The sequence below is a fragment of the Bacillus sp. GW821-FHT01G09 genome, assembly GCF_059422205.1.
The window spans coordinates 138,187-161,718 of the sequence record NZ_JBWKWL010000005.1; the positions used below are offsets into that span (position 1 = coordinate 138,187).

20 protein-coding genes and 1 pseudogene are annotated in these 23,532 nt (G+C 45.9%); 17 read left to right on the forward strand and 4 right to left on the reverse strand.

The annotated features are described in order from the left end of the window. Positions 1-135 precede the first annotated feature (135 nt). The 5 genes and pseudogenes from AC07VD_RS17080 (at position 136) to AC07VD_RS17100 (ending at position 7,213) form a co-directional block, all read left to right on the forward strand. On the forward strand, positions 136-1,569 hold the full coding sequence (locus AC07VD_RS17080; protein ID WP_217018635.1) for a YfcC family protein: 1,434 nt from the start codon (positions 136-138) through the stop codon (positions 1,567-1,569). 115 nt (positions 1,570-1,684) lie between these two features. Continuing rightward, a pseudogene (locus AC07VD_RS17085) lies at positions 1,685-2,226 on the forward strand (DUF6773 family protein). 208 nt (positions 2,227-2,434) lie between these two features. Further along, a complete protein-coding gene (gene amyE / locus AC07VD_RS17090; protein WP_494721867.1) occupies positions 2,435-4,414 on the forward strand; it encodes an alpha-amylase in 1,980 nt (659 codons plus the stop codon). A gap of 176 nt (positions 4,415-4,590) precedes the next feature. Beyond that, positions 4,591-5,556: an L-lactate dehydrogenase gene (locus AC07VD_RS17095; protein ID WP_029727056.1), complete on the forward strand. Its 966-nt coding sequence runs from the start codon at positions 4,591-4,593 to the stop codon at positions 5,554-5,556. Positions 5,557-5,587: 31 nt separating this feature from the next. Beyond that, complete coding sequence (locus AC07VD_RS17100) at positions 5,588-7,213, forward strand: L-lactate permease (protein WP_003246465.1); 1,626 nt, start codon at positions 5,588-5,590, stop codon at positions 7,211-7,213. 44 nt (positions 7,214-7,257) lie between these two features. Here AC07VD_RS17100 and bmr3 read toward each other — a convergent pair whose 3' ends face one another. Next, complete coding sequence (gene bmr3 / locus AC07VD_RS17105) at positions 7,258-8,796, reverse strand: multidrug efflux MFS transporter Bmr3 (protein WP_130573387.1); 1,539 nt, start codon at positions 8,794-8,796, stop codon at positions 7,258-7,260. 112 nt (positions 8,797-8,908) lie between these two features. Here bmr3 and AC07VD_RS17110 point away from each other — a divergent pair, with 112 nt between their 5' ends. The 3 genes from AC07VD_RS17110 (at position 8,909) to AC07VD_RS17120 (ending at position 10,907) form a co-directional block, all read left to right on the forward strand. Continuing rightward, entirely contained in the window at positions 8,909-9,373 is a 465-nt protein-coding gene (locus AC07VD_RS17110) for a MarR family transcriptional regulator (protein WP_046664293.1), read from the forward strand. A gap of 73 nt (positions 9,374-9,446) precedes the next feature. Continuing rightward, the gene (locus AC07VD_RS17115) at positions 9,447-10,076 is read left to right on the forward strand and encodes a LysE family translocator (RefSeq protein ID WP_003246469.1); all 630 of its coding nucleotides are present in this window, start codon (positions 9,447-9,449) and stop codon (positions 10,074-10,076) included. A gap of 69 nt (positions 10,077-10,145) precedes the next feature. Then, positions 10,146-10,907 (forward strand): YqcI/YcgG family protein, encoded by a 762-nt coding sequence (locus AC07VD_RS17120; protein ID WP_494721868.1) that lies wholly within the window; start codon positions 10,146-10,148, stop codon positions 10,905-10,907. Between the two features lies 1 nt (position 10,908). On the opposite strand, the gene AC07VD_RS17125 is transcribed toward AC07VD_RS17120, so the two are convergent. Next, positions 10,909-12,249, reverse strand: a complete 1,341-nt coding sequence (locus AC07VD_RS17125) for an amino acid permease (RefSeq protein WP_494721869.1) — start codon at positions 12,247-12,249, stop codon at positions 10,909-10,911. 129 nt (positions 12,250-12,378) lie between these two features. Here AC07VD_RS17125 and AC07VD_RS17130 point away from each other — a divergent pair, with 129 nt between their 5' ends. Next, entirely contained in the window at positions 12,379-12,975 is a 597-nt protein-coding gene (locus AC07VD_RS17130; RefSeq protein WP_003246345.1) for a DUF1989 domain-containing protein, read from the forward strand. Between the two features lie 129 nt (positions 12,976-13,104). After that, entirely contained in the window at positions 13,105-13,923 is an 819-nt protein-coding gene (nadE, locus tag AC07VD_RS17135; protein ID WP_003246440.1) for an NAD(+) synthase, read from the forward strand. 49 nt (positions 13,924-13,972) lie between these two features. Here nadE and tmrB read toward each other — a convergent pair whose 3' ends face one another. After that, complete coding sequence (tmrB, locus tag AC07VD_RS17140; RefSeq protein ID WP_213407958.1) at positions 13,973-14,566, reverse strand: AAA family ATPase; 594 nt, start codon at positions 14,564-14,566, stop codon at positions 13,973-13,975. A 277-nt stretch (positions 14,567-14,843) separates the two neighbouring features. On the opposite strand from tmrB, the gene AC07VD_RS17145 reads away from it, so the two are divergent. Then, positions 14,844-15,404, forward strand: a complete 561-nt coding sequence (locus AC07VD_RS17145) for a shikimate kinase (RefSeq protein ID WP_019712415.1) — start codon at positions 14,844-14,846, stop codon at positions 15,402-15,404. Positions 15,405-15,431: 27 nt separating this feature from the next. Here the strand turns inward: AC07VD_RS17145 and AC07VD_RS17150 are convergent, their stop codons facing one another. Then, the gene (locus tag AC07VD_RS17150) at positions 15,432-16,193 is read right to left on the reverse strand and encodes a class I SAM-dependent methyltransferase (RefSeq protein WP_494721870.1); all 762 of its coding nucleotides are present in this window, start codon (positions 16,191-16,193) and stop codon (positions 15,432-15,434) included. Positions 16,194-16,310: 117 nt separating this feature from the next. On the opposite strand from AC07VD_RS17150, the gene AC07VD_RS17155 reads away from it, so the two are divergent. From AC07VD_RS17155 to putP, 6 genes are all read left to right on the forward strand, one after another. Further along, complete coding sequence (locus tag AC07VD_RS17155) at positions 16,311-17,285, forward strand: LysR family transcriptional regulator (RefSeq protein WP_128737481.1); 975 nt, start codon at positions 16,311-16,313, stop codon at positions 17,283-17,285. A gap of 71 nt (positions 17,286-17,356) precedes the next feature. After that, a complete protein-coding gene (gene cah / locus AC07VD_RS17160) occupies positions 17,357-18,313 on the forward strand; it encodes a cephalosporin C deacetylase (RefSeq protein WP_217018627.1) in 957 nt (318 codons plus the stop codon). Between the two features lie 83 nt (positions 18,314-18,396). Next, on the forward strand, positions 18,397-19,179 hold the full coding sequence (locus tag AC07VD_RS17165) for a nucleotidyltransferase domain-containing protein (RefSeq protein WP_015252861.1): 783 nt from the start codon (positions 18,397-18,399) through the stop codon (positions 19,177-19,179). Between the two features lie 189 nt (positions 19,180-19,368). Then, positions 19,369-20,280, forward strand: coding sequence for a proline dehydrogenase PutB (gene putB, locus AC07VD_RS17170; protein ID WP_494721915.1), 912 nt, complete (start codon positions 19,369-19,371; stop codon positions 20,278-20,280). 16 nt (positions 20,281-20,296) lie between these two features. Further along, on the forward strand, positions 20,297-21,844 hold the full coding sequence (gene pruA, locus AC07VD_RS17175) for an L-glutamate gamma-semialdehyde dehydrogenase (protein WP_086343429.1): 1,548 nt from the start codon (positions 20,297-20,299) through the stop codon (positions 21,842-21,844). A gap of 90 nt (positions 21,845-21,934) precedes the next feature. Next, a complete protein-coding gene (gene putP / locus AC07VD_RS17180) occupies positions 21,935-23,389 on the forward strand; it encodes a sodium/proline symporter PutP (protein WP_072173908.1) in 1,455 nt (484 codons plus the stop codon). Positions 23,390-23,532: the final 143 nt, after the last annotated feature.

The following is a 23,532-nucleotide window of genomic DNA, read 5'->3' on the forward strand; positions in this document are numbered from 1 at the left end:
CCTTCTATCAGAATGAATTTTTACCTTCTTTACTTTATTTATATTGAAACAGGAAGATAGGCTGTATATAATATAGCACATATTGCTACTATTCAGAATAATTAATATTTTCAAACAGAGGGGATGGATCGAAATATGAGTATGCCAGCAGCCGAAACACAGCCTAAGAAAAAACGTATGACATTTAAAATGCCTGACGCCTATGTCCTCTTATTTATGATTGCTTTCATTTGCGCAATCGCTTCATATATTGTGCCGGCAGGTGAATTTGACCGCGTGACAAAGGGGGATGTCACGACCGCTGTTCCGGGAAGCTATCATTCCATTGAACAGTCTCCGGTCAGCTTGATCAGCTTTTTTACTTCTCTACAGGATGGAATGGTTGGATCAGCACCCATCATCTTTCTGATCTTATTCACAGGCGGCACCATTGCTATTCTAGAAAAAACGGGTGCCATCAACGGCCTGATTTACAATGTCATCAGCAAATTCCGCACAAAGCAATTATTATTTATTTGTATTGTCGGCGCATTGTTCTCCATTCTCGGAACAACCGGGATTGTCGTGAATTCAGTTATCGGTTTTATCCCCATCGGCCTCATTGTGGCACGATCCTTAAAATGGGACGCAGTCGCGGGAGCCGCTGTTATTTACATCGGCTGCTACGCTGGATTTAACTCCACCATATTATCACCGTCACCGCTCGGTTTATCACAATCAATCGCGGAGCTCCCTCTTTTTTCTGGAATCGGCCTGCGAGTTGTGATATACATATGCTTTTTGCTGTCTTCTATTATTTATATCTATTTGTATACGAGAAAATTAAAAAAATCCATAGATGCCAGTGTGTTAGGAACAGATTGGTTCCCTGCGGCAGGAATGGGCGAAGCCGGTAAAGAAGAAGATCAGTCAGTGCCGTTTACCGTTCGCCATAAGCTGATTTTGGCTGTGGCGGGACTCTCACTTGTCGGATTTTTATACGGCGCTTTGAAGCTTGGCTGGTCAGATTCCCAAATGGCTGCGACATTTATTTTTATTTCTGTCCTTGCCGGTTTAATAGGCAGGCTTGCGGCGAACGATATTGCCAAAACCTTCATTACGGGCTGCCAAAGTCTTGTATACGGGGCGCTGATTGTCGGGATGGCACGAAGCATTTCCGTTATCCTTGAAAATGGAAAGCTCCTCGATACTGTCGTCAATGCTTTGGCTTCACTTTTGGATGGATTCAGCCCGATTGCCGGGGCAATCGGCATGTATATCGCCAGTGCGCTGCTTCATTTTCTCATCTCTTCAGGGTCTGGCGAAGCCGTTGTATTTATTCCAATCCTGGCACCGCTCGCTGATTTGATGGGAATCACGAGACAGGTTGCGGTGGAGGCAGTTATGCTTGGAGAAGGGGTCGTCAACTGTGTGAATCCGACATCCGGCGTTCTCATGGCGGTGCTTGCCGCCAGCGGTATTCCGTATGTCAAGTGGCTGCGGTTTATGGTGCCGCTTGCTCTGATTTGGTTCTTGATCGGGCTTGTCTTTATCGTGATCGGCGTCATGATCAATTGGGGGCCGTTTTAACGATTGCTGCCCGCCGGCTTGTACGGCGGGCTTTTGAGTTATTCATTGCAGAAGCGCAGGCTGTTATTGTAACATGTAAGCCATAAGCCATTCGTAAAAGTGCGGGAGGAAGGTCATGAATAATCTGCGTAATAGACTTTCAGGCGTGAATGGGAAAAATAAGAGAGTAAAAGAAAAAGAACAAAAAATCTGGTCGGAGATTGGGATGATAGCGGGAGCATTTGCGCTGCTTGATGTGATCATCCGCGGGATTATGTTTGCATTTCCGTTTAAAGAATGGGCTGCAAGCCTTGTGTTTTTGTTCATCATTATCTTATATTACTGCATCAGGGCTGCGGCATCCGGAATGCTCATGCCGAGAATAGACACCAAAGAAGAACTGCAAAAACGGGTGAAGCAGCAGCGAATAGAATCAATTGCGGTCGCCTTTGCGGTAGTGGTGCTTACGATGTACGACAGGGGGATTCCCCATACATTCTTCGCTTGGCTGAAAATGATTCTTCTTTTTATCGTCTGCGGCGGCGTTCTGTTTCTGCTTCGGTATGTGATTGTGAAGCTGGCTTACAGAAGAGCGGTAAAAGAAGAAATAAAAAAGAAATCATCTTGAAAAATAGATGGTTTCTTTTTTTGTTTGGAAAGCGAGGGAAGCGTTCATAGTTTCGGGCAGCTTTTTTTATAGGAACATTGATTTGTATTCACTCTGCCAAGTTGTTTTGATAGAGTGATTGTGATAATTTAAAATGTAAGCGTTGACAAAATTCTCCAGTCTTCACATCGGTTTGAAAGGAGGAAGCGGAAGAATGAAGTAAGAGGGATTTTTGACTCCGAAGTAAGTCTTCAAAAAATCAAATAAGGAGTGTCAAGAATGTTTGCAAAACGATTCAAAACCTCTTTACTGCCGTTATTCGCTGGATTTTTATTGCTGTTTCATTTGGTTCTGGCAGGACCGGCGGCTGCGAGTGCTGAAACGGCGAACAAATCGAATGAGCTTACAGCACCGTCGATCAAAAGCGGAACCATTCTTCATGCATGGAATTGGTCGTTCAATACGTTAAAACACAATATGAAGGATATTCATGATGCAGGATATACAGCCATTCAGACATCTCCGATTAACCAAGTAAAGGAAGGGAATCAAGGAGATAAAAACATGTCGAACTGGTACTGGCTGTATCAGCCGACATCGTACCAAATTGGCAACCGTTACTTAGGTACTGAACAAGAATTTAAAGAAATGTGTGCAGCCGCTGAAGAATATGGCATAAAGGTCATTGTTGACGCGGTCATCAATCATACCACCAGTGATTATGCCGCGATTTCCAATGAGGTTAAGAGTATTCCAAACTGGACACATGGAAACACACAAATTAAAAACTGGTCTGATCGATGGGATGTCACGCAGAATTCATTGCTCGGGCTGTATGACTGGAATACACAAAATACACAAGTACAGTCCTATCTGAAACGGTTCTTAGAAAGGGCATTGAATGACGGGGCAGACGGTTTTCGATTTGATGCCGCCAAACATATAGAGCTTCCGGATGATGGGAGTTACGGCAGTCAATTTTGGCCGAATATCACAAATACATCTGCAGAGTTCCAATACGGAGAAATCCTGCAGGATAGTGCCTCCAGAGATGCTGCATATGCGAATTATATGGATGTGACAGCGTCTAACTATGGGCATTCCATAAGGTCCGCTTTAAAGAATCGTAATCTGGGCGTGTCGAATATCTCCCACTATGCATCTGATGTGTCTGCGGACAAGCTAGTGACATGGGTAGAGTCGCATGATACGTATGCCAATGATGATGAAGAGTCGACATGGATGAGCGATGATGATATCCGTTTAGGCTGGGCGGTGATAGCTTCTCGTTCAGGCAGTACGCCTCTTTTCTTTTCCAGACCTGAGGGAGGCGGAAATGGTGTGAGATTCCCGGGGAAAAGCCAAATAGGCGATCGCGGGAGTGCTTTATTTGAAGATCAGGCTATCACTGCGGTCAATAGATTTCACAATGTGATGGCTGGACAGCCTGAGGAACTCTCGAACCCGAATGGAAACAACCAGATATTTATGAATCAGCGCGGCTCACATGGCGTTGTGCTGGCAAATGCAGGTTCATCCTCTGTCTCTATCAATACGGCAACAAAATTGCCTGATGGCAGGTATGACAATAAAGCTGGAGCGGGTTCATTTCAAGTGAACGATGGTAAACTGACAGGCACGATCAATGCCAGGTCTGTAGCTGTGCTTTATCCTGATGATATTGCAAAAGCGCCTCATGTTTTCCTTGAGAATTACAAAACAGGTGTAACACATTCTTTCAATGATCAACTGACGATTACCTTGCGTGCAGATGCGAATACAACAAAAGCCGTTTATCAAATCAATAATGGACCAGAGACAGCGTTTAAGGATGGAGATCAATTCACAATCGGAAAAGGAGATCCATTTGGCAAAACATACACCATCATGTTAAAAGGAACGAACAGTGATGGTGTAACGAGGACCGAGGAATACAGCTTTGTTAAAAGAGATCCAGCTTCGGCCAAAACCATCGGCTATCAAAATCCGAATCATTGGAGCCAGGTAAATGCTTATATCTATAAACATGATGGGGGCGGGGCAATTGAATTGACCGGACCTTGGCCTGGAAAACCAATGACTAAAAATGCAGATGGAATTTACACGCTGACGCTGCCTGCGGATACGGATACAACCAACGCCAAAGTGATTTTTAATAATGGCAGCGCCCAAGTGCCCGGCCAGAATCAGCCTGGCTTTGATTACGTGCAAAATGGTTTATATAATGACTCGGGCTTAAGCGGTTCTCTTCCCCATTGAGGACAATGCTAGACGGGACTTACCGAAAGAAACCATCTATGATGGTTTCTTTTTTGTTCATAAATCAGACAAAACTTTTCCCTTGCAAAAGTTTGTGAAGTGTTGCACAATATAAATGTGAAATACTTCACAAACAAAAAGACATCAAAGAGAAACATACCCTGGAAGGATGATTAATGATGAACAAACATGTAAATAAAGTAGCTTTAATCGGAGCGGGTTTTGTTGGAAGCAGTTATGCATTTGCGTTAATTAACCAAGGGATCACAGATGAGCTTGTGGTCATTGATGTAAATAAAGAAAAAGCAATGGGCGATGTGATGGATTTAAACCACGGAAAGGCGTTTGCGCCACAACCGGTCAAAACATCTTACGGAACATATGAAGACTGCAAGGATGCTGATATTGTCTGCATTTGCGCCGGAGCAAACCAAAAACCTGGTGAGACACGCCTTGAATTAGTAGAAAAGAACTTGAAGATTTTCAAAGGCATCGTTAGTGAAGTCATGGAGAGCGGATTTGACGGTATTTTCTTAATCGCGACAAATCCGGTTGATATCCTGACTTACGCAACATGGAAATTCAGCGGCCTGCCAAAAGAGCGGGTGATCGGAAGCGGCACAACACTAGATTCTGCGAGATTCCGTTTCATGCTGAGCGAATACTTTGGCGCAGCGCCTCAAAACGTGCACGCGCATATTATCGGAGAGCACGGCGACACAGAGCTTCCTGTTTGGAGCCACGCGAATGTCGGCGGTGTGCCGGTCAGTGAACTCGTTGAGAAAAACGATGCATACAAACAAGAGGAGCTGGACCAAATTGTAGATGATGTGAAAAACGCAGCTTACCATATCATTGAGAAAAAAGGCGCGACTTATTATGGGGTTGCGATGAGTCTTGCTCGCATTACAAAAGCCATTCTTCATAATGAAAACAGCATATTAACTGTCAGCACATATTTGGACGGGCAATACGGTGCAGATGACGTGTACATCGGTGTGCCGGCTGTCGTGAACCGCGGAGGGATCGCAGGTATCACTGAGCTGAACTTAAATGAGAAAGAAAAAGAACAGTTCCTTCACAGCGCCGGCGTCCTTAAAAACATTTTAAAACCTCATTTTGCAGAACAAAAAGTCAACTAACCGCAACTTTAGAGTAAAGGGCTGATTGTCAATGTGGGAGCAGTTGTATGATCCGTTTGGAAACGAGTATGTGAGCGCACTTGTGGCGCTCACTCCGATTCTCTTTTTTCTTTTGGCTTTAACTGTTTTGAAAATGAAAGGCATTCTTGCGGCATTTCTTACCCTAGCCGTCAGTTTCTTCGTCTCCGTTTGGGCATTTCATATGCCGGTTGAAAAAGCGATTTCTTCTGTTTTGTTAGGAATCGGGAGCGGGCTGTGGCCCATTGGCTACATCGTCCTGATGGCGGTGTGGCTGTATAAAATCGCAGTGAAAACCGGGAAATTTACCATTATTCGGTCCAGCATTGCCGGCATTTCGCCTGACCAACGATTACAGCTATTATTAATTGGTTTTTGTTTTAACGCGTTTTTAGAAGGCGCGGCCGGTTTTGGTGTTCCGATTGCGATTAGCGCGGCGCTGCTCGTCGAACTTGGTTTTAAACCGTTAAAAGCGGCAGCGCTCTGCTTGATTGCAAACGCCGCCTCCGGAGCCTTTGGGGCGATCGGGATTCCTGTCATCACAGGGGCGCAGATTGGTGATTTGTCTGCTCTTGAGCTGTCTCGGACATTAATGTGGACACTGCCGATGATCTCATTTTTAATACCATTCCTGCTTGTATTCTTATTAGACCGAATGAAAGGAATCAAACAGACATGGCCCGCTCTTCTGGTTGTGAGCGGTGGGTATACAGCGGTTCAGACACTGACAATGGCGGTGCTCGGGCCGGAATTAGCAAACATTTTGGCGGCCTTATTCAGCATGGGCGGGCTTGCCCTCTTCCTCCGCAAATGGCAGCCGAAAGAGATTTACCGCGAGGAAGGGGCCGGCGATGCTGGTGAGAAAAAGGCATACCGTGCCGCTGACATTGCGAAAGCGTGGTCTCCATTCTACATTTTAACTGCGGCGATCACCATCTGGAGCCTTCCAGCCTTCAAAGCGCTTTTCCAAGAAGGCGGGCTGTTATATCAATCAACGCTCCTGTTCAAAATGCCTTTTCTGCATCAGCAAATTATGAAAATGCCGCCGATTGCGCCATCTGCCATGCCGTTAGATGCAGTCTTTAAAGTTGATCTGCTGTCAGCGACTGGTACAGCGATTTTAGCGGCGGTCATCGTGACAGGGCTGTTCAGCAAAAAGTTCTCCTCTCGGGATGCCTTTGCTTCCCTGAAGGAGACAGGAAAAGAGCTGTGGGTGCCGATTATGACGATCTGCTTCGTGATGGGGTTTGCCAATCTGGCCAACTTCGCAGGGCTCAGCTCTTCAATTGGATTAGCATTGGCGAAAACAGGAGACCTGTTCCCGTTTGTCAGTCCTGTTCTTGGCTGGATTGGCGTGTTCATTACTGGTTCTGTTGTCAGCAATAACGCTTTGTTCGGTCATTTGCAGGTTGTCACCGGAGCGCAGATCGGTGCGGGTTCAGACTTGCTGTTAGCCGCAAATACGGCGGGCGGTGTCATGGCGAAACTTGTTTCTCCTCAATCTATCGCCATCGCTGCCGCAGCGGTCGGCCAAACAGGCAAGGAATCTAAACTGTTTAAAAGGACAGTGGCGTACAGCCTGATTCTGTTATTGATCATTTGTATATGGACGTTTATTCTTGCAAGATTAGGAGTGTAATAGAAAAAAGCAGTACATGCCCAGCATGTACTGCTTTTTTTATGTTAATTTGCTTTCTTTGTCATTTCGGCTGTTGTTTTCACTCTGGCTTTTCCCATAAATAAAATGGTAACCGCCGCGAGGACAATTGGAATCAAAGCGAGCAAAAAGACATACGTAATACTTGATGACATCGCGTCAATAATGCGATTCAGGATCGCATCAGGAATCTGGGAACGTGTTCCCGCTTGGAATATCTCTTGCGGGTCGCCAATTTTTTGCGTAGCACCTGATCCCGCTGAGCCTTTCATACCGCTGAAGGCGTCGCTCAGCTTGTTCGTGAATACGTTTGTTTGCACCGTTCCGAAAATGGTGACGCCTAAGGTCATGCCAAATGATCGCAAAAATGAATTTGTAGAGTTTGCCGTTCCCCGAAAGCGAGGTTCAAGATCATTCATCGATGCCGCCGGCAGCAGGGAGAAGTTAAAGCCTACACCAAAGCCTGAAATCATCATAAAGACTGTCAGCCATACCCGTGCTGTGTCAGGCGTCATATTGGAAAGAAGCAGCATGCCGATAAAGAAAGCTATAACAGATATCAGCATCAAATTGCGGAAGCTTGCCTTCGTTTGGAAGATCCCGCCGATCATGCTTCCGATGACTGATCCAATCATCATCGGCGTCAGAATGAAGCCCGCGCTTGTCGCCGAGCTGCCGTAGACCGCCTGAACGAAAATCGGAATAAATACCGCTAAAATAATAAATGTTCCGCCATACAGGAAAGCGAGAATCTGTGCTGTGGCAAACAAGCGGTTCTTAAACATCCAGAAAGAAATAATCGGCTCTTCTGCTTTTCTCTCCACAATAAAAAAGGCAATGAAGAAAACGGCGAATACAATAAACAGCCCGATGATCTGAATGGAATTCCAATCGTATGTTTTGCCGCCAAGCTCAAGGGCGAACATCAGGCATACAATAGATACGACTAAGGTAATCGCGCCGCCCCAGTCTATTTTCTGCTTTCTGTGCTCCAGAGATTCTTTGTAGTAGCGAATAATGAAAAACAATGACAATGCGCCGATCGGCACATTGATGTAAAACACCCAGTGCCAGCTGATCGAATCTGTAATGATCGCGCCTAAGAGCGGACCAAGAACACTGGATAATCCAAATACAGCACCGAACATGCCGGACATTTTTCCGCGTTTTTCCGGCGGAAACAAATCGAAGATAATGGTAAAGGCAATCGGCAGGAGCGCGCCGCCTCCGATCCCTTGAATGGCCCGGAAGATGATCAGCTGATTCATCGTCTGGGCAATCCCGCATAAAGCAGAACCGATTAAGAAAAAAATAAGTCCAAACAGGAAAAAACGTTTTCGGCCGTACATATCGGAAAGCTTGCCGTAAATCGGCATGCCAGCCATAACCGCCACCATATAGGATGCCGTCACCCAGGCAAATTTATCGAAGCTTCCAAGATCGGCTACGATATTGCCCATCGCGGTGGCAACAATCGTATTGTCCATTGCAGACATCAAGATGCCCAGCAGGAGACCGAGGACCACAAATTTGGTGGAAGCCTGTTTTGCTGTTGTTGTGTCCATTTGTTCTACCTCCTCTTACTTTTCTATGTAAGTTCTGATATCATGATAATAGTTTGATCGTTGAATATCTCGATTATCAAGATAAACTCGATTTTATAGGGAGGACTGTCAGTTGTCAACAAGAAATTCCAGAAGTGAGTTGGAAAGGACTGCTGTTCAGCTTTTTCGAAAACTGGGCACAAGAACGGTCCTGTTTCATCAGGCAGCCGCTCAAGCTCTCGGTCTGTTTCCCACCGATTTGAAATCAGCTGACATCTTAAATGAAGCAGGTCCGATGACGGCCGGAGAGCTGGGGAAAAAAACCGGCCTCAGCACGGGTTCCGTCACGGCGCTTGTTGACCGGCTGGAAAAAGCGGGGTATGTGGCTCGTGAAAAGGACCCGAACGATCGCAGGAGAGTCGTAATCGTCCCTTTGACTGCTTCGAAAAAACATATAAAGGATTTGTTCCGTCCTCTGTCTGAGTCAACGATGGATTTGTGCCGCGAATATACGGAAGAGGAGCTGGAACTCATTTTCAGTTTTGTAGGCAAAGCCGCCGATATTATGGAGGAAGAGCTTGAACGTCTGAAACAGTAAGTGAATTTGTGCATAGCTTGGCCCGTTCCCGAATAAATTGTACAAGTTACATAAGAGAAGGGAGTACGGGCCGGTGAACATTTTTTTGAGCTATATTGTGCTGGGACTGTCCTTGTCTGCGCCTGTGGGGCCAGTGAATGCGGCGCAAATAGACAAAGGAATTAAAAACGGTTTTTGGCATGCATGGATTTTCGGTTTAGGCGCCATGACAGCGGATGGGCTGTACATGCTTTTTATCTATTTCGGGCTATCGCAGTTCTTGACCGCTCCATTTGTGAAAACGTTTTTGTGGCTGTTCGGCTTTTTTGTCCTGACCTATACCGGAATTGAAACGCTGAAAAACGTCAGAGAACCGATGGATGTGCGAAGCTCGCGGGGGAAACCGTCATACAGGAAAACATTCGCATCGGGTTTTCTCATTTCATTGTCAAACCCATTGAGCATCCTTTTTTGGCTTGGAATTTACGGAAGCATTCTTGCGAAAACAGCAGAGGCCTACAATATGAATCAGCTTCTAATCTATAGCTCCGGCATCATGATCGGCATTTTAATCTGGGATTTCTGCATGGCTATCACAGCCAGTACGTTCAGAAACCTGCTTCATGAAAAGCTATTGAGAGGATTGACCGGAATCGCCGGTGTATCCCTCCTCGTGTTTGGCTTTTACTTTGGTTATCAGGGCATCAAACAGTTATTGGGCTGATTCATGAAGGACAGTCACCTGCCGCTTCCAGTTTTAATATAGTATCCAGATGATACTGGAGGTGGATCAATGGTGAATGGGATTTACACCAAAAGTTTTCTGGAACGTATTCAGGAAGAGCTTCCTGAATGGCAAAGAATCGCTTTTGAGCTGCTGGCAGAAACTCTGGCGGACGACGCGGATACGTTTCCGTGCATTCCCGGACGCCAGGCGTTTCTGACTGATCATCTTCGGATTGCTTTTGCCGGAGATCCGCGGGAAAACCGTACAGCGGAGGAACTGGCTCCGTTGCTTGCGGAGTACGGCAAGATATCGCGGGACACGGGAAAATACGCATCCCTCGTTGTGTTGTTTGATACACCGGAAGATTTGGCGGAGCATTATTCGATTGAAGCGTATGAAGAGCTGTTTTGGCGCTTTTTAAATAGACTGAGTCATCAAGACGAAAAAGAATGGCCGGAAGACATTCCGGCCGATCCTGAGCATTATAAATGGGAGTTTTGTTTTGACGGCGAGCCGTATTTCATTCTGTGCGCTACACCGGGGCACGAGGCAAGAAGAAGCCGGAGCTTTCCTTTTTTTATGGTCACGTTTCAGCCAAGGTGGGTGTTTGATGACCTAAATGGATCAACTGCATTTGGCCGTAACATGAGCAGGCTGATCCGATCTCGTTTAGAGGCCTATGATCAGGCTCCGATTCACCCGCAATTAGGCTGGTACGGAGGAAAGGATAATCGTGAATGGAAGCAGTATTTCCTCCGTGATGACGAAAAACAGGTATCGAAGTGCCCGTTTTCTTATTTAAAGAACATGTTCAACAAAATGAAATAAATCAAGGACTGGCAGGGCGATCTTTATGACCCTGCTTTTTTTGATAGATCATGGTCACGATGGCGATGATCACGAGAAAACCTATGCTGACGAAAAAACCGGGCCGGCTTGATTTTTCAAACAATGTACCGGACACAGCCGCAGCAATCAGAACCATCGCTAAATAAATTTGCGTTTTTCCCATGCCCTCGGGATCAGTCAGCTTTTTGCTGGAGAACAGGATAAACAGCCAAGTGTATAAAAGCATAAGCCCCGCAGCTGTTGTCATATGCTCATAAATGTTTTTAGGCAGCACTAACGACAGAATAATGGAGAGGACAAGCCCCGCAAACGTCAGCCCAAGTGCCGGCCAGCATATTTTTTTGCCTTCCTTTAGAGTAAAGCATTTCGGCGCGTCGCCGTCATCAGCCATTGTACAAAGCAATGTCGTAACGGCAAAAAGCGAAGCGACAAGGGTCGAGAACCCGGCGATGATGAAAATCCCGTTAAATATATCAAGGATGATCTCAAGGTTATATCCTTTTAATGATGTAATGAACGGACTGTCCTGTTCAGTAAACGCGTGTAACGGAACCAAAAGCAGAGCAAGCCCGATTGAAATGATATAAATAATCGCCAGCGTCGCCAGCATCAGTTTCCCTGATTTAGACGCTTCCTCAGGTTGTTTTAAGTGAACCGCCATCAGCCCCATGACCTCAATTCCGCCAAAAGCGTAAAACGCGTAGATTAAACCTGTCCACAGCCCCATGGCGCCGTATGGGAAAAACTCACTTGTCTTATTTGGAACATGTATGCCGTGATTTCCGCCGGACAGGATACCGCATAAAGCCAGGATGGCAATGACAATAAACATAAAAATAGCAGCTGTTTTAATGACTGCCAGCACGTTTTCTGTTTTTTCAAAGACGGACAGGCCGGTGAAAATAATAAGGAGCCCCAGTACTGCGTAGATTGAGGCGAACACCCATAGCGGCACTTGAGGAAACCAATGCTTCGTAAATAGCGAAATGGCTGTCAGCTGGCTTCCGGTAATCAGCATTTCTGATGACCAGTACACCCAGCCGTTGCTGAAGCCTGCCCATTTGCCGAATGCTTTTCGGGCATACGCACAAAACGAACCTTTTTCCGGCTGCTTCGCCGATAGCTTGGCGAGCTGTTCAAAGACAAAATACGTACCGATCCCTGCGATCAGAAATGAAAGGAGAACGGAAAAACCGCTTTTTACAATTGCGATGCTGGAACCGAGAAAGAAGCCTGTTCCAATCGTGCAGCCGACTCCGATCAGTGACAGCTGCCACCAAGCCAGATTCCCTTTTGGCTGGTCTTTTTTTGTTTGGCTCATTATTTATTCAACCCCTTTTATCTAAGGTTAGATTGTGATCTGTCCGAAGCTTATATACATCGGATTTTTGCCTCTTTTTACATGGAGAAGGAAGCGGACGCTCATACTAATGAAAAAAGGAGCAAACCAATGACACAGCAATATATTGTGGAGCCTAAAAAAGGGCTGGGGCTGAAGCTGAAAAAGGGGCAGATTTTAAAAGTGGTTGATGTAGAAGGGCAGCAGGTGGCTGATTTTGTCGCATACCATGCCAAGGATTTTTATGAACACCTTGATCAGGGAGCGACGATAGACGCCAATCACTCCATTCATGTGAAGGTCAACGACCATCTCTACTCCAACCTGTATAAGCCGATGTTAACCCTGATTGAAGATACGGTCGGCAAGCATGATCTGCTGCTGCCCGCCTGCCGTCCTGATATGAACAGGCTCTTATATGGGAAGCAAAAGGATGAGTTTCAGGATACGTGCTATGACAATATGAACCGTGCGCTTGAGCAGTTTGGCGTACCGAAGCCTCACATGCATTACCCATTTGCGATTTTTATGAATACTGTCCTTGATGAGAAAGGGAATCTGTCTGTGGAAACGCCGCTTTCGAATGCCGGAGATTATGTAAGGCTCAGGGCGGAGATGGATTTAATTGTCGCGTTTTCTTCCTGCCCGATTGAAAAAGGGAAATGCAATGGCGACAGTGTGACATCCATACGGGTTGAAGTCAGCTGATCTCTCTTGTTCACTGTGAATGAAGACCTGTGCTATATTTAATAGGGATACATAACAGTCATGATTCATTTTCATTGATTTGGGGAAATGATCAGTAATAAGGGAAAATGTACAGGAGGAATGATTGGGATGAGCATGCAGGAAAAGATTATGCGTGAGTTACATGTGAAGCCCTCAATTGATCCAAAGCAAGAAATTGAGGACCGAGTCAATTTTTTAAAACAATATGTAAAGAAAACCGGTGCTAAAGGCTTTGTATTGGGAATCAGCGGGGGCCAGGATTCAACACTTGCGGGAAGACTCGCTCAGCTTGCGGTGGAGAGCATTCGCGAAGAGGGCGGAGACGCTCAATTTATCGCGGTCCGTCTTCCGCATGGCACACAGCAGGATGAAGACGATGCCCAGCTTGCTTTGAAGTTTATTAAGCCGGATAAATCATGGAAGTTTGATATTAAATCGACAGTCAGCGCTTTTTCTGATCAGTATCAGCAGGAAACAGGCGATCAGCTGACTGACTTTAATAAAGGAAACGTAAAAGCAAGAACAAGAATGATCGCGCAATACGCGATCGGCGGCCAGGAAGGCCTGCTTGTGTTAGGAACAGACCATGCTGCTGAAGCAGTGACTGGTTTCTTTACGAAGTACGGTGACGGCGGAGCAGACCTCCTGCCGCTGACAGGCTTGACGAAGCGCCAGGGAAGAACCCTGCTGAAAGAGCTGGGTGCACCGGAACGCTTATACTTAAAAGAACCGACTGCCGATCTGCTCGACGAAAAACCGCAGCAGTCGGATGAAACAGAGCTTGGCATTTCCTACGACGAGATTGACGATTATCTCGAAGGAAAAGAAGTATCAGCGAAAGTATCAGAAGCGCTGGAAAAACGCTACAGCATGACTGAACATAAACGCCAGGTTCCGGCGTCTATGTTTGATGACTGGTGGAAATAAGTTGAAGAAAGCCCGCTCTCGGAGCGGGCTTTTGTCGTGTACAGAAGCTTTATTTGATGCGGATATGATTCAGCTTTACCATTAATCTGTCGGCGAACCTTCGGAGGCTGCCTCTTGTATCAGGATCTAATGGGAGTTCGGCTCTCGCGGCAATGTTCTCTGCCACATCCTGAATCGACAGGTTGTCTGTTTGAATGTGGTCCTCAAAAATAGGTGATGATAAGCCTTCAACGCAGCGGTCAATTTGTTTGGCGGCCCAGGAGTTTTTTCCTTCTGCTCTGGTGCGCAGCCTTTTTAACAAGGTTTCCTTTGAAGCCATTAATGTAAAGTGGTGAACGATCCTCCCTTCATGTCTGAGCCTGCCGATGATCTCATTGAAGTATTCAGGATGTACAATCGTCATGGGCACAATAATGATGCCGCGGTATGTATCTGTCAGAGAAGCTAGCAAACTGTAATTGAACGCCCGCCATAAGGGATAGCTTTGAAAATCGTCCTTTGCGATCTCCTGCGGCACCATGGAGCGCAGCGCAAAACCCATTTTCTCGGGATCATACACGTAAGATGGGTTCAGCCTTCTGTGCAGTTCGAAGGCTGTTTGTGTTTTTCCGGAACCGAATGCCCCGTTTATCCAAATGATCATCGCCATTTCTCCCTTCCTATTTATCATACAGAAAAAGACCCTTCCATCGAAGAGTCAGCTGGAAAAACAATAAAGGCGGAAGGTTTTAATGCTTTTTTGCGTCGAAGTATTAAAATACCTGCAGAAATGTTGTACAATGAATGTCATTCAGGCAAAAATGGCTAAACAACAAAGCGCACTATAAGCTTGACCGGTAAAGCCGGTATCTATATAAATATTCGCTAAATAAGCATATAATGAATATAAAATTTCATTCCTTAGGAGGATTTCGCCGAAGATGAACGCTAAACGAGCCATCCCAGTAAGAGAAAGAAATATCGTCCTGATCGGATTCATGGGTGTAGGAAAAACAACAATCGGCCAATTGGTCGCTAAAAAATTATATAGAGATTTTATTGATATTGACCAAGAGATCGAAAAGGATTTCAATATGACAATTCCTGAGATATTTGAGAAAAAGGGAGAAGACTTTTTCCGGAAAACGGAGAAGGAATATATTTTAGACATCTGCCATCATAAACGATTCAAAATCGTATCTCTGGGCGGGGGCTCTTTTAAACAAGAAGAAATCAGAAATTGCTGTCTGGAAAACTGTCTCGTGCTTCATCTGGACCTGTCATGGGAGAACTGGAAGCAGCGCGCGGATTTATTGATCGAAAGCCGCCCTGTACTGCATAACCGTTCAATGGATGAAATGGAACAGCTGTTTAACGAAAGAAAAGTCATTTATGACAAGCACAATTCAAAAGTGGCAACAGACAACCTTTCCCCGGAAGAGGTTGCCGATTACATTGTTGAGACATTAAAAATTGGCTGGGATCTTTATCAGCCGATGTAAAAAGCCGTGCGCAGCGCACGGCTTTTTTTATCGTTTTATCCCTTGTATCAAAATCGCTTTTAAACAAAAGGAGATGGGCTGTCCGTTTTGGTTCAATGTAATACAGAACGTGTCGCGTGCTTCGTCTGATGCGTGGTTCAAGTGGGCAATGATTTGTTTTTCTCGGTCAGCGGGGGTTCCGCCTCGTTTGATCCAGCTATCGTATTGAATCGGCAAGTTCCACTTTTGGATGTCTTGATAGGCCAGTTGATTGGCGCTGAACATCGACTGCCATTCTGATAATGAGCTTTCTCGAACATGGGAAGGGTCTCGAAGCCGGTTCAAATGATTGACAAACTCATCAAGAATGGGATCTTCAGGCGCGTAATGATCAACTAAGAGAAAACGTCCGTCCTGTTTTAGTACGCGTGCAACCTCGCTGACAGCTTTGCGGACATCTGAAAAATGGTGGGCTGCGTATCGGCAGGTGATGATGTCAAATGAATCGTCGGGGAAGGGGAGTGACTCTGCCGTTCCTTGCTGAAAGCGTACGTTTTCAGCTCCTTTTTCTTGCGCGAAGGAGGACGCAACCTCAACCATCTCTTTCGTCGCATCAACACCGATGCACTCCTGTACATAAGGAGAAAATGCCAGGGCCGTATGGCCGGCGCCCGCTCCTATATCCAGCACTCGATGCTCTGCCCGGCATTCCGCTGTTTTGATCATCAACCCCAAATCTTCCCCCTCGGCAAATACCTTTTCATCCCGATACATCTCGGCGTTTTTAGAAAACGGTGTTTCATTTGTCATTTGAACCAGCTCCTTCTTTTCGTAAATGATGATATGGATTATGTTAGCAATTTCTGTTATGATTCGTCCAAGATATAAAAATGATGAAAATGATAGGTTCAACCTATGGAGGCTGAAATGGATATTAAAGTGATGGAATATGCAGCTGAAATTGCCCGGCGCCAAAGCTTTACAAAGGCGGCGGAACATCTTCATATCGCACAGCCGTCTCTCAGCCAGCAAATCAAAAAGCTTGAGGCTGAGCTGGGGCTTACCCTTTTTCACAGATCCCATAGCTCTGTTACACTGACACCTCACGGCAGGCGTTTCATTGAAAAAGCCGAGGACATCATTCGTTCCAGAGATGATTTGCTTCGGGAAATGCAGGAGCGATCACAGGGAATCGGTCATAAATTATCCATCGGGATTCCTGCTGTAACAGGGAGATATCTCTTTCCCCCGCTGCTGAAGCAGTTTTTGGCGCGCTATCCTCATGTGGAGGTTCAGCTTGTTGAAAAAGATCCGGTTTCATTAGAGGAGATGACGGCAAAGGGAGAAGTTGACCTTTCTGTTTTATCCTTGCCCATCGAGGATGAACGGCTCTCCATTACACCCTTGCTCACGGAACCGGTTGTTCTCGCGGTGCCGAAGGAAAAACAAAGGTGGATGCCGCCGGAATTGGTCGCGCTGATTGAGAAAGCGCTGGAAGAAGATGAGGGACGCCAGCCGTGTGTGCCGATTGACATGGTAAGGAACGTGCCCTTTATTCTGTTAAAAGAAGGCTTCGGCTTTCGCAGGACAGTTCTCGATCTCTGTGCGGAAAGCGGCTTTAAGCCGAATGCTGCCTTTAAGACGAGCCATATTGAAACCGCCCAATCTCTTGTGGCTAATGGATTAGGTGTGACTATGGCACCGAATATGGTCAGAAGGGATAAAGATCCGGGTGTGATCTATTTATCGATTCAATCCGCGCCATCACGAACCCTCGTCTTTGTCTTTTTAAAGAACCGCTATGTCAGTCTGACGGCCCAGGCCTTTATGGAACTAAGCCGGGAAAGTCTTAAACAAACGTTTGATGAAGGCTGTCTGGGAAACAAAGATGAAAATATTTAGAAAACAAAGACGAAACGTGGTAGTATAGGAATACAAACTAAATCTTATAAAACAAAGGGGAATAATCGGAAATGCAACTATTCGATCTGCCGCTCGACCAATTGCAAACATATAAGCCTGAAAAAACAGCACCGCAAGATTTTTCTGAGTTTTGGAAATTGTCTTTGGAGGAACTTGCAAAAGTCCAAGCAGAACCTGATTTACAGCCGGTTGACTATCCTGCTGACGGAGTAAAAGTGTACCGTCTCACATATAAAAGCTTCGGAAACGCCCGCATTACCGGATGGTACGCGGTGCCTGACAAGGAAGGCCCGCATCCGGCGATCGTAAAATATCATGGCTACAATGCAAGCTATGATGGTGAGATTCATGAAATGGTAAACTGGGCACTCCATGGCTACGCCGCATTCGGCATGCTTGTCCGCGGCCAGCAGAGCAGTGAGGATACGAGTATTTCACCGCACGGTCACGCTTTGGGCTGGATGACGAAAGGAATTCTTGATAAAGATACATACTATTACCGCGGTGTTTATTTGGACGCCGTCCGCGCGCTTGAGGTCATCAGCAGCTTCGACGAGGTTGACGAAACAAGGATCGGTGTGACAGGAGGAAGCCAAGGCGGAGGTTTAACCATTGCCGCAGCGGCGCTGTCAGACATTCCAAAAGCCGCGGTTGCCGATTATCCTTATTTAAGCAACTTCGAACGGGCCATTGATGTGGCGCTTGAACAGCCGTATCTTGAAATCAATTCCTTCTTCAGAAGAAATGGCAGTCCGGAAACAGAAGTGCAGGCGATGAAGACACTTTCATATTTCGATATTATGAATCTCGCTGACCGAGTGAAGGTGCCTGTCCTGATGTCAATCGGCCTGATTGACAAGGTCACGCCGCCGTCGACCGTGTTTGCCGCCTACAATCATTTGGAAACAGAGAAAGAGCTGAAGGTGTACCGCTACTTCGGACATGAGTATATCCCTGCTTTTCAAACGGAAAAACTTGCTTTCTTTAAGCAGCATCTTAAAGGCTGATAAATGTGAAAAGCCGCCGCATATCATCAGGCGGTTTTTTTCTGCAAACTGCCGGAATGAGAACAGACTGGAGACGAATAGATATGAAACAAAGAATCATTGATGAATTAAAACGGATCGAGCAGTCATACGGAGTCAAAATCGTGTATGCCGTCGAGTCAGGAAGCCGCGCATGGGGATTTCCCTCGCAGGATAGTGATTACGACGTCCGCTTTATTTATGTGCCGAAAAAGGAGTGGTATTTTTCAATTGAGCAGGAGCGTGATGTCATTGAGGAACCGATTCACGATTTGCTGGATATCAGCGGCTGGGAGCTGAGAAAAACGCTTCGGCTTTTCAAAAAGTCAAACCCTCCGCTCCTCGAATGGCTGTCCTCAGACATTGTGTATTATGAAGCATTTACGACCGCAGAGCAGTTAAGAAAACTGCGCACGGAGGCATTTAAGCCTGAAGCAAGCGTGTATCACTATATCAATATGGCGAGAAGGAACGTCAAGGATTATCTACAAGGACAAGAGGTCAAAATTAAAAAGTACTTCTACGTTCTTCGGCCTATTTTGGCCTGCCAATGGATTGAAAAACACGGAACCATACCGCCAATGGACTTTACTGTTTTGATGAATGAACTTGTTGCTGAACCCGAGCTGAAGGCTGAAATGGAAACCTTGCTTGAACGGAAAAGAAGAGGAGAAGAGCTTGACCTCGAAGCAAGAATCAATGTTATTCACCAATTCATTGAAACGGAAATCGAAAGAATCATGGAAGCGGCAAAAGAACTGAAAGCAGAGAAAAAAGATATGACACCTGAGTTGAACCGTTTGCTTTTGAATACGGTTGAAGAAGTGTGGAAGGATGGAGGAAGCTGATGTTTTTTGTCGCTTCCTTTTCTCCTTTATTCGACAGAATCCCCCCCGACTTTCTAACTATCTGATTGTGGCAAACCCACAAAAATAATCAGAATCTTTGTATTTTGAGAATATTGTGAACGTCGGTTTTGTCCATTTACAATAAACTCATACAAATACTTCTTAGATTGCGGGGTGTTGAGGTTGGAAGTGATCACAAGAGATTTTTTCTTATTTTTATCCAAAAGCGGCTTTCTCAATAAAATGGCGAGGAACTGGGGAAGCCGGGTAGCAGCGGGTAAAATTATCGGCGGGAATGACTTTAACAGTTCAATCCCGACCATTCGACAGCTTAACAGCCAAGGCTTGTCAGTTACTGTCGATCATTTAGGCGAGTTTGTGAACAGCGCCGAGGTCGCACGGGAGCGTACGGAAGAGTGCATTCAAACCATTGCGACCATCGCGGATCAGGAGCTGAACTCACACGTTTCTTTAAAAATGACGTCTTTAGGTTTGGATATAGATATGGATTTGGTGTATGAAAATATGACAAAAATCCTTCAGACGGCCGAGAAACATAAAATCATGGTCACCATTGACATGGAGGACGAAGTCAGATGCCAGAAAACGCTTAATATTTTCAAAGATTTCAGAAAGAAATACGAGCATGTGAGCACAGTGCTGCAAGCCTATCTGTACCGGACGGAAAAAGACATTGACGATTTGGATTCTTTAAACCCGTTCCTTCGCCTTGTAAAAGGAGCTTATAAAGAATCAGAAAAAGTAGCTTTCCCGGAGAAAAGCGATGTCGATGAAAATTACAAAAAAATCATCCGAAAGCAGCTCTTAAACGGTCACTATACAGCGATTGCCACACATGACGACAAAATGATCGACTTTACAAAGCAGCTTGCCAAGGAACATGGCATTGCCAATGACAAGTTTGAATTTCAGATGCTGTACGGCATGCGGTCGCAAACCCAGCTCAGCCTCGTAAAAGAAGGTTATAACATGAGAGTCTACCTGCCATACGGCGAGGATTGGTACGGCTATTTTATGAGACGCCTTGCAGAACGTCCGTCAAACATTGCATTTGCTTTCAAAGGAATGACAAAGAAGTAAAAAAGGAGAGATTATCATGACAACACCTTACAAACACGAGCCATTCACAAATTTCCAAGATCAAAACAACGTGGAAGCGTTTAAAAAAGCGCTTGCGACAGTAAGCGAATATTTAGGAAAAGACTATCCGCTTGTCATTAACGGCGAGAGAGTGGAAACGGAAGCGAAAATCGTTTCAATCAACCCGGCTGATAAAGAAGAAGTCGTCGGCCGAGTGTCAAAAGCGTCTCAAGAGCACGCTGAGCAAGCGATTCAAGCGGCTGCAAAAGCATTTGAAGAGTGGAGATATACGTCTCCTGAAGAGAGAGCGGCTGTCCTGTTCCGCGCTGCTGCCAAAGTCCGCAGAAGAAAACATGAATTCTCAGCTTTGCTTGTGAAAGAAGCAGGAAAGCCTTGGAACGAGGCGGATGCCGATACGGCTGAAGCGATTGACTTCATGGAGTATTATGCACGCCAAATGATCGAACTGGCAAAAGGCAAACCGGTCAACAGCCGTGAAGGCGAGAAAAACCAATATGTATACACGCCGACTGGAGTGACAGTCGTTATCCCGCCTTGGAACTTCTTGTTTGCGATCATGGCAGGCACAACAGTGGCGCCGATCGTTACTGGAAACACAGTGGTTCTGAAACCTGCGAGTGCTACACCTGTTATTGCAGCAAAATTTGTTGAGGTGCTTGAAGAGTCCGGATTGCCAAAAGGCGTAGTCAACTTTGTTCCGGGAAGCGGAGCGGAAGTAGGCGACTATCTTGTTGACCATCCGAAAACAAGCCTTATCACATTTACGGGATCAAGAGAAGTTGGTACGAGAATTTTCGAACGCGCGGCGAAGGTTCAGCAGGGCCAGCAGCATTTAAAGCGTGTCATCGCTGAAATGGGCGGTAAAGATACGGTTGTTGTTGATGAGGATGCGGACATTGAATTAGCGGCTCAATCGATCTTTACTTCAGCATTCGGCTTTGCGGGACAAAAATGCTCTGCAGGTTCACGTGCAGTTGTTCATGAAAAAGTGTATGATCAAGTATTAGAGCGTGTCATTGAAATTACGGAATCAAAAGTAACAGCTAAACCTGACAGTGCAGATGTTTATATGGGACCTGTCATTGACCAAGGTTCTTATGATAAAATTATGAGCTATATTGAGATTGGAAAACAGGAAGGGCGTTTAGTAAGCGGCGGTACTGGTGATGATTCGAAAGGATACTTCATCAAACCGACGATCTTCGCTGACCTTGATCCGAAAGCAAGACTCATGCAGGAAGAAATTTTCGGACCTGTCGTTGCATTTTGTAAAGTGTCAGACTTTGATGAAGCTTTAGAAGTGGCAAACAATACTGAATATGGTTTGACAGGCGCGGTTATCACAAACAACCGCAAGCACATCGAGCGTGCGAAGCAGGAATTCCATGTCGGAAACCTATACTTCAACCGCAACTGTACAGGTGCTATCGTCGGCTACCATCCGTTTGGCGGCTTCAAAATGTCGGGAACGGATTCAAAAGCAGGCGGGCCGGATTACTTGGCTCTGCATATGCAAGCAAAAACAATCAGTGAAATGTTCTAAGCGGGACTAAATGGGCATCCTCCCTGCGGGGGTGTCCATTTCATCCATATACTATAAAAAAGAGGAGGAAGTGCCATAGAAAACACACAGCTGATTATTTCGATTTGTATTTATATGGCGGGAATGCTGCTAATCGGCTACTTTGCTTACAAGCGTACGTCGAATCTGACGGATTACATGCTGGGAGGACGCTCTTTAGGTCCGGCAGTAACCGCTCTCAGTGCCGGCGCTGCCGATATGAGCGGCTGGCTGCTGATGGGGCTTCCGGGTGCCATGTTTTCTACTGGTCTGAGCGGAGTTTGGATTGTGTTCGGACTTTGTCTTGGAGCGTGGGCGAACTGGCTTTACGTCGCACCGCGGCTGAGAACCTATACTGAAAAAGCGGGGAATTCCATTACAATTCCCGGATTCCTGGAAAATCGCTTCGGAGATCAAACAAAGCTTCTCAGACTGTTTTCGGGAATTGTCATTTTAGTCTTTTTCACGTTTTATGTATCGTCCGGCATGGTGTCCGGCGGCGTTTTATTCAACAGCATCTTGGGGATGGATTATCACACCGGCCTGTGGATTGTGACAGGTGTTGTTGTGGCATATACCCTGTTTGGCGGCTTTTTGGCAGTCAGCTGGACAGATTTTGTTCAGGGGATCATTATGTTTGCCGCACTCATTCTTGTGCCGATCGTTACGTTTTTCCACACGGGAGGAGCAGGTGATACAGTTGCTGAAATCCGCTCTGTAGATCCTGATATGTTTAATATTTTCAAAGGAACGAGCGTCCTTGGCATTATTTCTTTGTTTGCCTGGGGGCTGGGATACTTTGGCCAGCCGCATATTATTGTGCGTTTTATGGCGATCACGTCTGTCAAAGAGATCAAAAGAGCGCGCAGAATCGGGATGGGCTGGATGATTTTGTCTGCAGTAGGCGCAGTGCTGACCGGTTTGGGCGGAATCGCTTATTACCATCAGCGGGGCATGACACTGAAGGACCCTGAGACGATTTTTATTCAGTTAGGGAATATCTTGTTCCATCCGATTATCACGGGTTTTCTGATTTCAGCGATTTTGGCCGCGATTATGAGTACAATTTCTTCTCAGCTGCTTGTGACATCAAGCTCTCTGGTAGAAGATTTGTATAAGTCGATGTTCAGACGCTCAGCTTCAGATAAAGAACTGGTGTTTTTAGGCCGTCTGGCTGTTCTGGCTGTTTCAATTGTCGCGTTGGTTCTGGCTTGGGAGAAAAATAACACCATCCTTGGATTGGTCAGCTACGCGTGGGCGGGCTTCGGTGCATCATTCGGGCCGGTTGTACTGCTCAGTCTGTTTTGGAAACGAATGACCAAATGGGGGGCACTCGCCGGCATGATTGTGGGAGCAGCGACTGTAATCATTTGGGCGAATGCCGGTCTTTCGGACTTTCTGTATGAAATGATACCTGGTTTTGCTGCGAGTCTATTATCTGTCTTTTTTGTCAGCATATTGACGCAGGCTCCGTCACAAGCTGTCACAGACCAGTTCAACGACTACCAAGATACAATGTCGCAATAAAGATCGAAAGGAGGAGGAAGGGGCTGTCCCTTTTTCCTCTTTTCTCCTTTTAAGCGGCCATTTTTTTCTTTTGGAAACAAACGTATTTTTTTCTATACAAAAAGACCCCGTATGGATATGATTAAAGTAAAAAAAGTATAGGA